This is a genomic window from Aestuariivirga litoralis, assembly GCF_003234965.1.
GTDB classification, from domain to species: domain Bacteria; phylum Pseudomonadota; class Alphaproteobacteria; order Rhizobiales; family Aestuariivirgaceae; genus Aestuariivirga; species Aestuariivirga litoralis.
The window spans coordinates 25,467-39,665 of record NZ_QKVK01000007.1; the positions used below are offsets into that span (position 1 = coordinate 25,467).

13 protein-coding genes are annotated in these 14,199 nt (G+C 65.1%); 7 read left to right on the top strand and 6 right to left on the bottom strand.

The features are described from left to right. Positions 1-54: 54 nt before the first annotated feature. Positions 55-963: a LysR family transcriptional regulator gene (locus tag DK847_RS14790; protein ID WP_111199305.1), complete on the bottom strand. Its 909-nt coding sequence runs from the start codon at positions 961-963 to the stop codon at positions 55-57. A 215-nt stretch (positions 964-1,178) separates the two neighbouring features. Here DK847_RS14790 and DK847_RS14795 point away from each other — a divergent pair, with 215 nt between their 5' ends. Then, on the top strand, positions 1,179-1,664 hold the full coding sequence (locus DK847_RS14795) for an HdeA/HdeB family chaperone (protein WP_161957296.1): 486 nt from the start codon (positions 1,179-1,181) through the stop codon (positions 1,662-1,664). A gap of 4 nt (positions 1,665-1,668) precedes the next feature. Here the strand turns inward: DK847_RS14795 and DK847_RS14800 are convergent, their stop codons facing one another. Both DK847_RS14800 and DK847_RS14805 read right to left on the bottom strand, forming a co-directional pair. Next, positions 1,669-2,283 (bottom strand): transglutaminase-like cysteine peptidase, encoded by a 615-nt coding sequence (locus DK847_RS14800; protein WP_161957297.1) that lies wholly within the window; start codon positions 2,281-2,283, stop codon positions 1,669-1,671. Between the two features lie 170 nt (positions 2,284-2,453). Further along, complete coding sequence (locus tag DK847_RS14805) at positions 2,454-2,822, bottom strand: hypothetical protein (RefSeq protein ID WP_146256146.1); 369 nt, start codon at positions 2,820-2,822, stop codon at positions 2,454-2,456. A 160-nt stretch (positions 2,823-2,982) separates the two neighbouring features. On the opposite strand from DK847_RS14805, the gene DK847_RS20800 reads away from it, so the two are divergent. The 3 genes from DK847_RS20800 to DK847_RS14820 all read left to right on the top strand — a co-directional run bounded on the left by DK847_RS20800 (position 2,983) and on the right by DK847_RS14820 (position 7,473). After that, positions 2,983-3,330 carry a hypothetical protein gene (locus tag DK847_RS20800; protein WP_111199309.1) on the top strand — a complete coding sequence of 116 codons (348 nt, stop codon included), beginning with the start codon at positions 2,983-2,985 and terminating at the stop codon, positions 3,328-3,330. A 259-nt stretch (positions 3,331-3,589) separates the two neighbouring features. After that, positions 3,590-5,653 (top strand): S8 family serine peptidase, encoded by a 2,064-nt coding sequence (locus DK847_RS14815; RefSeq protein ID WP_161957298.1) that lies wholly within the window; start codon positions 3,590-3,592, stop codon positions 5,651-5,653. 500 nt (positions 5,654-6,153) lie between these two features. Beyond that, complete coding sequence (locus DK847_RS14820; protein WP_245414627.1) at positions 6,154-7,473, top strand: lipase family protein; 1,320 nt, start codon at positions 6,154-6,156, stop codon at positions 7,471-7,473. 79 nt (positions 7,474-7,552) lie between these two features. On the opposite strand, the gene DK847_RS14825 is transcribed toward DK847_RS14820, so the two are convergent. Further along, positions 7,553-9,022 (bottom strand): pyridoxal phosphate-dependent decarboxylase family protein, encoded by a 1,470-nt coding sequence (locus DK847_RS14825; protein ID WP_111199312.1) that lies wholly within the window; start codon positions 9,020-9,022, stop codon positions 7,553-7,555. A 264-nt stretch (positions 9,023-9,286) separates the two neighbouring features. Here DK847_RS14825 and DK847_RS14830 point away from each other — a divergent pair, with 264 nt between their 5' ends. Further along, positions 9,287-9,475 carry a hypothetical protein gene (locus tag DK847_RS14830; protein WP_146256147.1) on the top strand — a complete coding sequence of 63 codons (189 nt, stop codon included), beginning with the start codon at positions 9,287-9,289 and terminating at the stop codon, positions 9,473-9,475. 18 nt (positions 9,476-9,493) lie between these two features. After that, positions 9,494-9,811, top strand: coding sequence for a hypothetical protein (locus tag DK847_RS20425; protein ID WP_146256148.1), 318 nt, complete (start codon positions 9,494-9,496; stop codon positions 9,809-9,811). A 306-nt stretch (positions 9,812-10,117) separates the two neighbouring features. Here DK847_RS20425 and DK847_RS14835 read toward each other — a convergent pair whose 3' ends face one another. Next, positions 10,118-11,404: an SCP2 sterol-binding domain-containing protein gene (locus DK847_RS14835; protein WP_111199314.1), complete on the bottom strand. Its 1,287-nt coding sequence runs from the start codon at positions 11,402-11,404 to the stop codon at positions 10,118-10,120. Positions 11,405-11,481: 77 nt separating this feature from the next. On the opposite strand from DK847_RS14835, the gene DK847_RS14840 reads away from it, so the two are divergent. Continuing rightward, positions 11,482-12,054 carry a TetR/AcrR family transcriptional regulator gene (locus DK847_RS14840; protein ID WP_111199315.1) on the top strand — a complete coding sequence of 191 codons (573 nt, stop codon included), beginning with the start codon at positions 11,482-11,484 and terminating at the stop codon, positions 12,052-12,054. Positions 12,055-12,354: 300 nt separating this feature from the next. Here the strand turns inward: DK847_RS14840 and DK847_RS14845 are convergent, their stop codons facing one another. After that, positions 12,355-14,076 (bottom strand): amidohydrolase, encoded by a 1,722-nt coding sequence (locus DK847_RS14845; RefSeq protein WP_111199316.1) that lies wholly within the window; start codon positions 14,074-14,076, stop codon positions 12,355-12,357. Positions 14,077-14,199: the final 123 nt, after the last annotated feature.

Below are 14,199 nucleotides of genomic sequence, written 5' to 3' on the forward strand. Positions count from 1 at the left end.
TCCGGCAGGAGATTGCTTCCGGTTCGGAAGTGATCCAGACAATCCGGCCAGTCCCTACCAGCCCTTGTCCCACTCCGGCTCGCCGTGGAAGCGCTCCGCCAGGAAATCGACGAGCGCACGCACCTTGAGGGCAAGGTGGCGCCCCGGTGGGTAGACCACCTGCACGGGCACGGAGGGCGGCTCCATGCCCCGCAGCAGCGGCACCAGGCGGCCGGCGTGGATGGCGTCCCCCGCCACGAAGCTGGGCACCTGGGTGATGCCGAGGCCGGCTTCCGCCGCGGCCACGCAGGCATCGGCATTCGACAGGTGGATGCGGCTGCGCACGCTCACCGTGACCGCCTCGCCGCCGGCGCGAAAGTGCCACGTGTCGCGGTCCTTGAAGTTGGTGTCGATCACGCAGTCATGCGCCGCGAGGTCCTGCGGTCGGGCGGGCGTTCCATGTGTTGCGAGATAGGCTGGCGCTGCCACGGCGACGATGCGCGACAGGCACAGCTTGCGCACCACCGTGCTGGCATCCGCCTGGTGGCCGATGCGCACGGCGGCGTCGAAGCCCTCGTCCACGAGGTTCACCACGCGGTCGGAAAAGCCGACATCGAGGCTCACCTCCGGATAGCGCGTGGCGAAGGCGACCAGCGCGGGGGCGAGCTGCTTGGTGCCGAAGGACAGCGGCGCACTGAGCTTCAGCCGCCCGCTGACCGAACCCGAGCGGTTCTTCACCGCTTCGCCCAGGGCATCGAGCTCCTCGATCACGGCGCGGATGCGCTCGTAATAGGCCTGCCCCACTTCGGTGGCCGAGAGCGCCCGCGTCGTGCGGTTCAGAAGTCTCACGCCGAGATCGGCCTCGAGACGCGACACCAGCTTCGATGCCTGTCCGGAACTGGTGCCGAGCCGGCGCGCCGCTTCGGCGAAGCTCCCTGTCTCCATCACCGCTGCAAACATGCGTTCGCATTCCAGCCGCTGCATTCCCGCCCCTGTCCACTGTCAATCCGTGAGCATTGCCGCGATTGCGGGGCGCGCGCAACTGTGAAGCAAAGCAACGGAACCTGCCTTCGAATCCGCACATTTGCCGGCGCCCGCCCAATTCATCCGTCGGCGGAATTGATGCGGAACGATGGAAGTGATGCGGCGTTGACGCCGGCATGCTGTGCACACTCGCCCAGCGCAAGGAGGACTTCACCATGACCAAGCTTCTGATCGCCGCCTCTGCGGCGGCCCTGCTCACGGCAGCAGGCAGTCTGCCTGCCCTCGCCCAGTCTTCATCGTCGTCCGGTGCCGGCACCATGACGATGCCGTCGATCACCTGCCGCGATCTCTCCGGCATGGACCAGCAGACCGCCCGCAACGTGGTGTTCTATCTCGGCGGCCTCAACGCCGCGGCCCATGGCTCCACCGCGATGAACGCCACCACGGGCTCGTCCGGCGCGTCCGCGACCACGGCGGATGGCAGTGCATCGGGCAGCAGCAGCGATGCCACCGGCTCCACCACCGCCGCCGGCAGCTCCGGCACGACGGCGTCGTCAGGCGGCAGCAGCGCCTCCGGCGCCGTTATGGCCCAGCTTCCCGGATTTGCGATGATCAATGCCGACCAGATCATCTCGACCTGCCAGGGCCAGCCGGACATGCAGCTCTCGACCCTGCTCGGCAGCGGGTCTGCGGCTCAATAGGACATCACGGAAGCCCAGGCCCGGACGCGATGTTCGTGGCCTGGAGCTTGTCGCTGCCGAGCGCCACCCAGGCGGCGGGGTTGGCCTCGGACTGCCGCTTGATGAAGCTGTAACCGGTCTGCCACCAGTGCAGCACCTCGTCACGCCGGTTGTCGAGCACCAGGTCGCCCTGGTCGCTCGGCACCGTCAGCACCGCATGGGCTTCGCCATTCTCGTCATGCACCACGGTGATCAGCAGCTGGCCCGGGCCGAAGCCCGACTGCAGGAGGATCTGGCGCTTCAGCAACACATAGTCCTCGCAGTCACCCGCCGTCGTCGGAATGGTCCAGTACTCGTCACGGCCATAGAGCTGGCGGTCGGTCGACGAGGAGATACGGTGATTGACACCGTCATTGACGCTGCGCAGCAGCTGCCAGCGCTGCGTCGACAGGGCGAGCACCTGGACCGGCGCTGCCGCAGGGGCACAGAAGGAAGCGTCGCGACCGCACAGCTCAACAAGACCGCTCGGCATCTTCGCAGGCTCGAACTCCACCAGTGCCAGGGGTCCCGCTGCCTGGCCGGCTTGGCCCTGTCCCGGCTCCGCCGCCGCCCACTGGCCCACGCAACAGCCAACCAACATCACCACTGCGCGTGTTGCGTGTGCCCCCCGCATCACGACCCCTCCCGGTTATCGGAAGGATGTAAATAGCGTGCGAACCTGTGGCGTGTCAAAAGGCTTTCGCCCTGCCGGGCAATGCTCCAGCCGGGTTACTTGTGTCCACTACTGCACTTACTTATCAGTCCGGTCCGCTATCCGGCGCGGGCGGCAACCCCTTCCTTGTGGCCGTTGCGCTCGGGCGGTGCCTCGGTCCAGTGCCACTGCACCGGTCCTTCCTGCGAAAGCGCCCAGCCGAGCCAGCTGTCGAACGAGTGGCGAAGCTGCAGCTTGGCATCCGCCAGCGTCAGCGCTTCGCCGCACATGCGGAGTTCCCGCGGCAGCGAACTGCAGGACGGGCCGGTCAGCGACCATAGCCACGAGGTCTTGCCCTCGCCGTTCACGGCGTGGCTGACGCGCCCGATGCGAAGACCGCCGAGGACCACTGCCGACTGGCCACGGGCCAGCGGCGAAAGTGAAATTTCCTGTGCCTGAAAACGCTGCGGATTGACCGTGGTGTTCAAGGTCCGTCTCTCCTTCTTCGGGATGTGCCGCTTGCCGCCTGCCGGAGCCTTCAACGGGTGACGGGCGGGAATGTTCCCCGGCCGATAGCGCAGGACTGCGCACTTGCCGGGCCCGACCCCGTGTGAGACAGTGCCGCATCGCCACAGCGGAGTTCACACCATGAAGAAAGCAGCCTTGTTCTGCCTCACCCTGCTCATCATGCCGGCCTTCATGGCCGATGCCGGCCACGCCGCGCTGACCCAGAGCGAGAAGAACTACTGCCGCCGAAAGGCCGAGAAATACGCCGATGAGAAATCGCTCGGCACCACCGCGGGCGGCGCCATCGCGGGGGCGCTCGCCGGTGGCATCATCGGAGGCGTGGTCACCGGCGGCAAGGGCAGCGGTGTCGGCACTGGCGCAGCGATCGGCGCTGGCGTGGGCGGCGTCGGCGGCGCCGTGCGCGGCTCCCAGAAGTGGAACAACTATTACTGGAAGAAATACAACACCTGCATCCAGAAGTATTATTAGAGATTCCTTAATCAAGGGTGGGCCGCCTCTCCGGGCGGCCCTTTTTGTTTGGCCAGTCCGCCATGTACAACTTTTAATGGTTTTTATAGCCATTTATCTTTTCTATAATGGATGCATGCCCTAATCTGCGGGTCACTCAACTCCCGGGGGCATCATGCGTCGCATCCTTACTCTCGCGCTTTCCACCTTCATGCTCGCTGCCGCATGGCTTGCACCATCCGCCACCGCCGCAGAACGTGTCCTGCTCGCTCCCGGGGGAATGAAGGCCACACTCAGTGCCACGCCTTCAGCGGCCGCTGGCCTGCGGCAACTGCGCCAGAAGGCCGTGTCGCAGGGCAAGGTTCGTGTCATCGTCGGGCTGCGGGTGCCCTTCGCGGCGGAGGGGCTTCTGGGAGGGGCCGCCAAGGCCGCCCAGCGGCGCGACATTGCGAGTGCCGGGTCCGTCCTGCGCAAGCGCTTCGCGTCCACTGTCGGGCGCGATCCCGATGCGGTGCAGGGCTACTCCGCCCTGCCCTTCATGGCGATGGAAGTCAGCCAGGCAGAACTCGACCGTCTGGCCAGCGACCCGCTGGTTCTGAGCCTGGTGGAGGACAAGCCCCGCAGGCCAAGGCTTGCCCAGTCGACGGCGCTGGTCAACGCCCCGCAGGCCTGGCAGGCGGGATTTAGCGGCGCCGGCCAGACCGTCGCCATCATCGATACCGGGGTCGACGGCAAGCATCCTTTCCTCGCCGGCAAGGTCGTCTCCGAGGCCTGCTACACCAAGGGCGCCTGCCCGCGCCGCGCCTCGGTGTCCACCGCGGCCGGTTCCGCCGTGCCCTGCGCCGTGAGGGCCGAGTGCTGGCACGGCACGCACGTGGCAGGCGTCGCCGCCGGCAAGGGGCCGAACTTCTCCGGTGTGGCGAAGGACGCCAACATCATCGCCATCCAGGTGTTCAGCCGCTATGGCAGGGGCATCACCGCCTGGGACAGCGACATTCTCGCCGGCCTGAACCGCGTGTTCGAACTCCGCAACAGCTTCCGCATCGCGGCGGTGAACCTGAGCCTGGGCGGGGACTCCCTCTTCCATGATCATTGTGATGGCTATGACCCGGCCTATGTTGCGGCAATCGCCACCCTGCGGAGTGCGGGCATTGCAACCGTCGTATCCAGTGGCAACGACGCATCCACCTCCGGCATCGCCTCCCCCGCCTGCATCACCGGGGCGGTGAGCGTCGGCGCGGTGTGGGACGCCGACGGCTGGAACTGTGACGACAGTGCCAGCGCGGTGGACAAGGTCGCCTGCTATTCCAATGCTGCCCCGATCCTGTCGCTGCTGGCGCCGGGCTCCGCCATCACCTCTTCAGTGCCCGGCAAGGGCTATCGCGAGTCGCACGGCACGTCCTTCGCGGCCCCGCACGTCACCGGCGCCTGGGCCGTGCTGCGGCAGATGGCCCCCCAGTCCGACGGCGACCAGATCCTCAAGGCGCTGCAGGATGGCGGCAAGCCGGTGACCGACTATCGCAGCCCCTTCATGACCAAGCCCCGGCTTGACCTTGCGGGTGCGATCAGCCGCTTCACCACCCTCACCATCACCCGCTCGGGCTCCGGCCTCGGCACGATCTCGATCAATACCGCGACGGGCGTCTATGGCGACCGGGCCTCGGGCCCCGCCGACTGCAGCAGCGGCTGCACCGTCGCCGTCCCGCTGGGACTGGACCTGACGATCAATTCGGCGGCAGCGCCGGAATCGGAATTCACCGGCTGGGCGGGTGCCTGCACCGGCCCCTCTCCCTGCCAGATCACCGTCACGCCGAACCTGCTTGTAAACGCGGTGTTCACCGGCGTGTCGCACCCGATCGACCTGCACATTGCCGGCGGCGGCTCGGTCGGCATCACCACCACCACCGGCGGCAAGACATGCACGGGGGACTGCAGCATCAATGCCGCGCCCGGCACCACGGCCTCGCTCGCCGCAACGGCGGGGAACGGCTTCATGTTCAGCGGCTGGTCTGGCGAGGCCTGCGCGGGAAGCGGCAGCTGCGCGTTGGTGATGACGGGCGCCAAGTCGGTGACCGCGAACTTCACGCCAGCCTATCCGCTGTCCTTCACCAAGACGGGCACGGGCACCGGACGGGTCGTCTTTTCTCCGGCCGGCACGGCGGGCCCGGAGTGCGGCCAGTCCTGCACGCAGAACTTCACGCCGGGAACCGTGGTGACACTCACTGCCATCGCGGCCAGCGGCGCCAAGTTCAGGTCCTGGTCCGGCGCCTGCCGCGGCAAGAGAAGCTGCGTGGTGACGATGTCGGAAGCCCGCGCGGTGACGGCAAACTTCTCCGGGCGCTGAGGGCCTTGTGGTGCCCGTCATCGAGTCGAGTCCACGTGGCGCTGGCGGGCGCCCACTCCCTGATGCGCTCCCTGCTCAGTCCTGGAGCGTGCTGATATGAGCGGACACCACCATCACGACCGATCCGAAACCCGTGATGATCAGCATGGCCAGGGGCATGGTGTCTCTCCTCAGTGTCGAAGGCTGGCCGGTTGAAAGGTCCGGCCCTGCTGCCTTCACTTCGCGTGATCTGAGCCTAGCATCCTTCCGCGATTTCATCTTGCACACCTCAGTGCAACCACGGATTTCACCGCGCGATCTCCAGCCCACAACCCCGGAGAAATCGCGACTTCTACTGATTGCAACTGCTCCGTTTCAAACTTATTGAAACCTCGCCCAATGGCGCGCCGGCCCCCGCCGAAACGCCGGAAACTGCCCTTCCCCACCAGCAGGAAGCGGCGGCACTCCGGAGCGGCAGCTAGCGCCGGGGCAGAGCCAATTCCGTCATGAAAAGGACCGTCATGTCCCTCCCGTCCCGAATCGCAATGGCCGCCCTGCTGGCCGCCGTCTCGCTTGCCCCCGCTGCCGCCATGGCCGGCGAGGCAACCTCCACCGTCGCCGTTCCGCCCTTCTACCAGGACGTCCTGAACATGAAGCCCGAGGGCAAGCTCGGCCAGATCATCAAGCAGGAGAAGGTCGACACGCCCATTGCCGGCGCGCAGGCCTGGCGCATCGCCTACGTCTCGTCCGACCTCAACGACAAGCCGACCATCGCCACCGGCCTCGTGGTTGCACCGCTGGGCGAAGCGCCGGCCGGCGGCCGCCCGATCATCTCCTGGTCGCACGGCACCACGGGCAACGCGCAGAACTGCGGTCCCTCGCAGGTCGAGAACCCGGCACGTCCGCTCAACCAGTATTTCCTCGTCAACGGCAATTCCTGGACCGACTACGGCCTGCCGAGCCTCGCGGAATTCATCAAGGACGGCTACGTGGTCGTCGGCACTGACTATCAGGGCCTCGGCGGCGGCGGACGCCACCAGTATGCCGTGGCCAAGACCAATGGCCGGGACGCGATCAACGCCGCGCGCGCCGCGGGCTCCATGGCGGAAACCGGTGCCGGCAAGAAGACGCTGATGATCGGCTGGTCACAGGGTGCGGGCTCGACGCTGGGCGCCTCGCAGGCCGACTACATCGCAAAGACCGGCACGGCCTATGACGGCATCGATGTCGTCGGCTTCGTTGCAATGTCGGTGCCCGACCTCGCCATGTATGCGCCCGACAAGCTTGACGAGGCCGGCGCCACGAAAATGGTCAACGACTTCGCCACGGCATGGTCGGTCGACAGCTTCGCCTTCGCGCACATGTCGATGAACCTGTGGGGCACGCAGGCCGCCTTCCCGGACAAGCTGCAGCTCAGCGACATCTTCACCGATGAAGGCGCACAGGTCCTCGACCAGATCTACGCCAACAAGTGCGTGCACGTCGCCACCGACACGATCAACTTCAACTATGGCCAGAACTACAAGTCGCTGCTGCGGCCGCAGCCGCAGAACACGCTGGCCTGGGCCCAGGCCATCGTGGCCGGTTCGGTCGACAACACGGTGAAGCCGATCGCGCCGGTGCTCATCCTCTATGGCAACAAGGACACCACGCTGCCGCCGGTGATGGGCGAATACTACCGCAGCAAGGTCTGTCCGCTGGGCGGCAACGTCACGCGCATCCAGCTGCCGGGCGACCAGAACCACTTCACCACGCCGCCGGAGTCGGTGCCCTACTACCTGCCCTGGATCAAGGACCGCATTGACGGCAAGCCCGCGCCGGATGGCTGCGCCGGCAACTGACACCAAAGCCGGCTCCCAAGTCGGCTCTCAAGTCGGCTGGCCAGTCCCGCGAGGGGCTGGCCTTTTTGCCAGGCGCAGCTCACGCAGCACCGCTCTCGATCTCCTGCCCGAGGCGCAACACTTCGCGGATGAACAGGTCGAGGTCTTCCCGCCTGGTGCGGTGGTTGGTGATGGCGACACGGATGCAGTGCCGGCCGTGGATCGTGGTGTCCGATGGCGCGGCGATGCCCTGCTCCTGCAACCGCAGCATGATCTCGGTGTTGAGCGCCGCGAGGCGCGCTTCGTCGGCACCGGGCACCACGTGGCGGAAGCACACGACATTGATCGTGGTGGGCGCCATCAGCGCGAGCCGCGGCTCGGCTTCAACCAGCGCCGTCAGGTATTGTGCCTGGGCGATGTTCTGGTCGATCAGGCGGCCGAACTTGGCCACGCCATTCTCCTTCAGCGCCATCCACACCTTGAGGGCCTTGAGGCTGCGTGACAGTTCGAAGCTGTAGTCGGCCAGGAATTCGCCGGCCCCGATGCCGCGCGGCTTCTCCTCGAGATAGGCGTGATGCAGCGCCAGGCAGTCGCGGTGCAGCCCTGCATCCTTCACCAGCGCGCAGCCGACCTCGAAGGGCACATGCATCCACTTGTGCGGATCGAGTGACAGGGAATCCGCCTGCTCGATGCCGTCCACCCTCGCATGGTTGGCGGGTGCGATCTTCAGCAGCGCGCCGATGCAGCCGTCGACATGAAGCCAGAGATCCTGGGCGCGGCAAATTCCGGCGATGGCCGGAACGTCGTCGATGGCGCCGGTGTTGGTGGTGCCCGCGGTGGCGACGACACAGACGGGCTTCCAGCCGCTGGCGCGGTCCTCGGCGATGGCCGCCTCCAGTGCCGCGACATCCATGGTGAAGTCGCCGCGTGACGGGATGAGCCGCAGCGACCGCGCGCCCAGCCCCAGGATCTCCATGCCCTTCTGGATGCAGCTGTGCGCCTGGTCGGAGGCATAGAAACGCAGCGGCTTCGGCAGGGCGGTGATGCCCTCGGCACGCACATCCACCCCTGCCCCGGCATTGCGGGCCACCGTCAGGCAGACGAGATTCGCCATGGATCCGCCGCTGGTGAGCGTTCCCGAGGCCGTGGCGGGGAAACCCATCATCGACTTGATCCAGGTCACCACCTGCCGGTCGAGCTCGCAGGCGGCGGTATTGCCGCCGCCGAGATTCGAGCCGTCGACGGCGGCCAGGAAGTCACCCAGCGCCCCGGTGAAACTGCCCGCGCCCATGTACCAGGCCCAGAATCGCGGGTGAATGTTGCCCATGGAATAGGGCAGCAGGTGCTGGCGGAGTTCGGCATAGGCCTGCGCGAGATCGCCCGGCTGCTCCGGCACGGGAGTCCGGAAGAAGGCGCGAACCTCCTCCGGCATGGGTTGCCAGACGCCGCGTTCCCGAAGGCCCGAGATATGCGCAACGGCATCGTCGACCATCCGGTGCGCGAGGGCTGCCATCTGCGGCCAGTCCGGCGGATCCAGCGTTTCCTCGGTGTCAAACGGATGCAACGTCATGACGCGCTCCCCTCCTCCGGCGATGCCGGGACGCTATTTTCAATTCCAATGCGAGTCGAGCACTATCCCGGACCCTAACCGCAGGGTCAGGACGTGCCGAACGCCGGGCTTCGCCCACGCCTATCGCTGCGGCGGCACCTAGACCATTGGTGTCATCCATGAGTGGCCACGCTCCGTCGCCACTCTTGACCATGCACGCTTTGGTCGAACATTATTACCGCGCCCCGCGTACTCGTAGCTGAGGTGGTGGTTGGAGATCCCAACGTGCGAATTTTCTATCTGCTTGGCTGGCTTCTCTTTGTTTCAGCGTGGACGGATTGGGGTCTGGCGACCTTCCTTGGCTTCGACGTGTGGAGGGAATTTTTCGGCTTCATCCTTCCCGGAACGCTGTGGAACATGACACCCGTCATCGTAGGAAGCTTTGGCATAGTGCTGATCGCGACCTGCCGATGAGACCATGAGGAGGTCTGAATGAAAGGCGAATCCTTCATGCAAGTATTCGACGCCAATGGGGTCCTCCGTGGTTTGCTTGGGTATATGGATCAGCCGAAGGTGGCCCTAACGGCGTTTATCGTTTGCGTCGGCATTGCCTGTGCTGCGCTGCTCGGCGTCTGGGTTCTCAATAGGCGCGACACAGGACTCAAATGTCACTGGCAGAAAGATGCTGTCGAGGGTGATGGTGGCATGACCAGATGGATCTGCTCGGCCTGCAGCGGAATTTCATTCAGCAACGGGGAGCAGCCACCAATCGCCTGCCGTGCCCATGACCCCCGGTCGAAGAAAAACTAGCCAAGCTCACCTACCTCGGCGAGAGCAGAGGGATCCACCGCTTCTCGTTCATTGAATTTGACATCCCCACATGGCGCTGGGCTGCAGATCGGCGGTCCATGAAGGACATACGAAAGTATGGCTTTGCGCGTCCCATTCGGAGCTAGCATTGAGACTCCAATGGTGGTCGATGCAGGACTCGATCCTTCGATCCGCTGATGAAGGGTTAGCCGATATCTGTTGATGTTGGCGGATCGCTTCTCGAAGAGACATCAATTGGGATCGCTTTGGGCCAATTGACTACGACCCATCTGCGAAACGCCTGCATCAGGATGGGAAGCATTTGCCGAATGCGGCGAGAAGGCTGGGCTTGCCTCTTATTCGCAGTCCACCGGTCGCGATGAAGCGAACCAGCGAGATCTCCTTCGCCAGGAACCGGACCCAGCCACGAGCATCGGCGCGTATGGTGATATCCGGCAGCCCCGACAGGCCGTCATCAACGGTGAGCCGTCCGTTCGAGATGCTGACCGTGGCCGACCGCGTTTCGGAACCGGTGAAGATGAAGTGGTACACAGCGTTCAGCCCTTTGGCCTTGCCCGGCTGGAACACGTGGCGCATGCCACCGAGGAAGCCGTTGACCGAAGTCACCTTCAGGCTCGAACGGACAAATCTCTGCCGCTTGTGCGGAAAGCGCTTCGCGACGTAGTCGGCCGCATCGCTGCCCTTCACGACATAGACCGGCTCCTCCTTCTTCTGCAGCGGATCGACAATGCTCTTGAGGTACTGAGCCTTGCTCGCCTGATAGGGGCCGATCACGTCGGTTCCCGCGGGGCAGACCGCCATGCAGTAGGCGGCGTTATAGTTGGGGCCGTATGAGAGGCTCTGCCAGCGGCTCACGGTTTCGGAATAGCTGTTCTTCTGTCGAAAGGCGGCGGCGCTGCCGCTGTCGGCGATGTCCTCCACGAAATTGGCGAAGCCGCCCATGAACTGCTGATAGTTGTGGTTCATGCAGGCGGAGAAGTCGAAGTATCCGTCCGACTTGATGGCGCCGACCGGACAAGCCGCAACGCACAGCTTGCACTCCATGCAGGGATTGAAGTCGATCGGCGTTGCATGCTCCGCGACGTCCTCCGCCACCAGCACGCCGCCCAGGAGTACGAAGTTACCGAACGTGGGATGGATCAGGTTGCGGTGGATCCCCATCCGCCCGAGGCCCGCCGCCTCCGCTGCGCGCTTGTAGGAGACGATCCAGCCGCGCTCGGGAAAGCTGTCGAGCTCCATCGGAAAGGCCATGGCAGGATTGAGCGCGCGGATGCCCCTGTCCTCCAGGTGGCGCACCACCGCGCGTGCCGTTTCATCGATGGCATGGCCGGCGCTGTGGAATTCAAGATTGGCCACGGATCGCGCCGGCGAGCGCACAGGCTCCCGGTGCATGCGCCCGAGCAGCACGATCAGCGTGCGGGCCGCCGGGAAAGCCCGCAGGATGAATGGCCGATCCTCCTCCAGCAGAGGGTCATCGATCGAGACAACGCCACTGTCATCGGCACCAAGGCTGCGCGCGAGGTCGTTCAGCGACTGCGCCGTCAGCTTCTGCTCGATCACTGCCATATCCATCGCCCGCTTCCTTTAGATTATGATCGCTATCTAATCGAATAGATGCTAGTCATGCTCTAAAGTCAAGGGAGACATTGATGCGCGTGTCGCGGGAAGAGGCACAGGCCAGCCGTAAGCGGATCATTCAGGAAGCAGCACGGTTGATGCGGGAAAGAGGCATCGCCGCCACCAGCGTCGCGGACGTGATGACGGCTGCCGGCATGACCACGGGCGGCTTCTACAAGCACTTCAAGTCGAAGGACGACCTCACGGCCGCAGCCCTCGCTGCCGCCTTCGACGGCGTGCTCGCCCCCCTGCAGTTAAACGCAGAGAAATCCGGCCTCGCCCCGGCCCGCGCAGCCTATCTCCGGCAATATCTGTCGCAAGGACATGTTGCCAACCCTGGAAAGGGTTGCCCGGTTGCCGCGATGGGCGCTGATTGCGGGCGCGAAAGCAGCCTGCTGGGGCCGGAGTTCACGCGCGGGGTCGAGGCCACCCTCGCCTTTCTCGGCGCCGATGAGTGCACCAAGCCTGATCGAGCGGCACTGATCCGCCAGATGGCCACCCTCGTCGGCAGCGTGGTGCTGGCTCGGGCCGTGGGCGAAGGCCCGATGCGCGAAGAGATTCTGTCGGCGGCAGCAAGTGCGGCCAAACCCTTGCCGAGGACCTGACGAGCTAGGTGGCGCACAACGCGCGGCAGCTCTCCGGCCCGGTTTGAGATCAACGGCGGGCGATGAGGACTCGAACCTTTTGGACCCGCTGATGAAGAGTCAGTATCCGGCCATTGAAATCACGCGGCATTGTTTCAAAGCGAGTCCGGAAGAAGGCATTTACCCTCAACGGGATTAGTAAGCCTCTCAAGGCAGGCGCAAATGCTGGCCAGCTGGTGATCTCGCTCCGGTTCCACCAGTCTTGGATTACCGGCCGCTTCGCCGAAAGGCGGACCCGAACGTTGTCGCCGGAAACTGACCTCAAGCGCGCCGAAATACCGTTTTTCCGCGCTTGACGGTCTCCACCACCTTGATATTCCCGATCGCATCGGGTGCGACGGTGAGCGGGTTCTGATCGAGGATCACAAGGTCTGCGAACTTGCCGGCCGTGATGGTGCCGCGGACGGCCTCCTCACGATAGACATATGCTGCCCCGCGGGTGAAGCCGACGAGCGCATCGTAAGGCGCCACGGCTTCTTCCGGGCCCAGCACCTGGCCCGAGAACGTCCGGCGGGTAACAGCGCCGCCGATGGCCTCCATCACGCTGGGCGAGGCGGAGGGGCAGTCGCAATGAAGGGTCGTGCGCACGCCTGCCTTGAGCGCCGAGGCGACGGGCGACTCCCTGTTGGCGCGCTCCGGGCCGAGGACCCTGACCATCTCTTCGCCATAGACCATCATGTGCGGCAGCATCATCGAGGCTCCGATATCCAGGTCGCGATAGGTCTCGAGCTGATCCTGCCTGACGTAATAGGAATGGGCGATGATGGTGCGGCGGTCATTGCCCTTGCCCGAAGCGGCGATCGCCTTCCTGATGGCAGCCAGGCTGAGGTCGATGCCCGCGTCACCGTTGCTGTAGCCGAACAGCTGGATGTTCTTGGCATAGGCATAGCCGATCCAGTGCTCCACCATCTCCTGGGGCAACAGCAGGCCCTTCCAGCCGTCGGGAAAGCCGGTCGTGTCGGCATAGGGCTGGGTGAAGGCTGCCAGGCGAAGCTGGGGTGCCGCGTCAGTCGAAACCATGAAGCCGGGGACCTTGAACCCGCGGTCGCCATGGCTGTAGCTGCCCCATGCCCAATCGCCGCTTGCAATGGCATTGCCGGAGGCCTCGTCGGTGATTGAAGGCAGTCCGATCACGTCGATCGACAACACACCCTGATCGAAGGCAGTGCGGAAGTTGGCGACATCGGACGCCTGCACCTGGTAGCTCTGCACAGTCGTGTAGCCCTGCGCGGCGAGCAGCGCCTCGGCCGCCTTGAAGGTCTTGAGCACCTCCGCCTGGGGAAGCTTGCCGATCGCCACGGCCTGCGCATCGAGGAAGGGCGTGAACAGCAAGTCGCCGGTCAGCTTTCCGGTCTTGGGGTCCTTCACGATGATGCCGGGCGAAGCTGCCTTGGTGTCCGGCGTGATGCCGAGCTTTGCCAGCCCCGCGCTGTTCACCTGTCCTGTCAGCGTGGCGAGCGTGGCGATCATCACCGGCACGTCGGGGAACGCGGCATCGAGGTCGGCCAGCGTCAGCCCGCCGTCGGTGAGCTGGGGCGCATTGTAGCTGTTGCCCATGATCCAGCCATTGAGGGGTGTGCCTGCCTTGAGCAGTGCGATCGCCTCTGCCTTGCTGCGCGGCGGCCTGGCGGCGAAGTAGCCGAGGTTCACGCCGAGCGTCTGCTGCGCGAAGAGCGTGAAGTGGCCCCAGGTATCGATGAAGCCAGGCAGCAGCGTCCTGCCCTTGAGGTCCACCCCGGCGGCACCGGGGACGGCGGCCTGCGCCGCAGCCCTGCTGCCGACGAAGGCGATCCGGCCGTCCTTCACGGCCACCGCCTCCGCATACTGCGGGGCATCGCCCTCCATGGTGAGGATGGTGCCGTTGAAGTAAAGTGCAGATGAGCTGTCTTCGGCGCGCGCCGCACTCTGGCTGAAGGTCGCCGCGGCGCCAATCGCAGCCACCCCGGATTTCATGAAATCACGACGGCCCAGGCGGCGGCTCATGTCAGATATCTCGCTATGGTTTTGGATTGGGGCGAGAGGTGCCACGCGACATTGCTGGGCGCAATTCGTAGTTTCGACACGCGAGACCAGCGCCCTCTCGCGGTGTCTCTTCCTGCCTCGATT

Coding starts and splice junctions, on each gene's coding strand:
- DK847_RS14790 (WP_111199305.1), bottom strand. CDS start 963: ATGCAGCGGCTGGAATGCGAACGCATGTTTGCAGCGGTGATGGAGACA.
- DK847_RS14795 (WP_161957296.1), top strand. CDS start 1,179: ATGACCAAGCTTCTGATCGCCGCCTCTGCGGCGGCCCTGCTCACGGCA.
- DK847_RS14800 (WP_161957297.1), bottom strand. CDS start 2,283: ATGTTGGTTGGCTGTTGCGTGGGCCAGTGGGCGGCGGCGGAGCCGGGA.
- DK847_RS20800 (WP_111199309.1), top strand. CDS start 2,983: ATGAAGAAAGCAGCCTTGTTCTGCCTCACCCTGCTCATCATGCCGGCC.
- DK847_RS14815 (WP_161957298.1), top strand. CDS start 3,590: ATGAAGGCCACACTCAGTGCCACGCCTTCAGCGGCCGCTGGCCTGCGG.
- DK847_RS14820 (WP_245414627.1), top strand. CDS start 6,154: ATGTCCCTCCCGTCCCGAATCGCAATGGCCGCCCTGCTGGCCGCCGTC.
- DK847_RS14825 (WP_111199312.1), bottom strand. CDS start 9,022: ATGACGTTGCATCCGTTTGACACCGAGGAAACGCTGGATCCGCCGGAC.
- DK847_RS20425 (WP_146256148.1), top strand. CDS start 9,494: ATGAAAGGCGAATCCTTCATGCAAGTATTCGACGCCAATGGGGTCCTC.
- DK847_RS14835 (WP_111199314.1), bottom strand. CDS start 11,404: ATGGATATGGCAGTGATCGAGCAGAAGCTGACGGCGCAGTCGCTGAAC.
- DK847_RS14840 (WP_111199315.1), top strand. CDS start 11,482: ATGCGCGTGTCGCGGGAAGAGGCACAGGCCAGCCGTAAGCGGATCATT.
- DK847_RS14845 (WP_111199316.1), bottom strand. CDS start 14,076: ATGAGCCGCCGCCTGGGCCGTCGTGATTTCATGAAATCCGGGGTGGCT.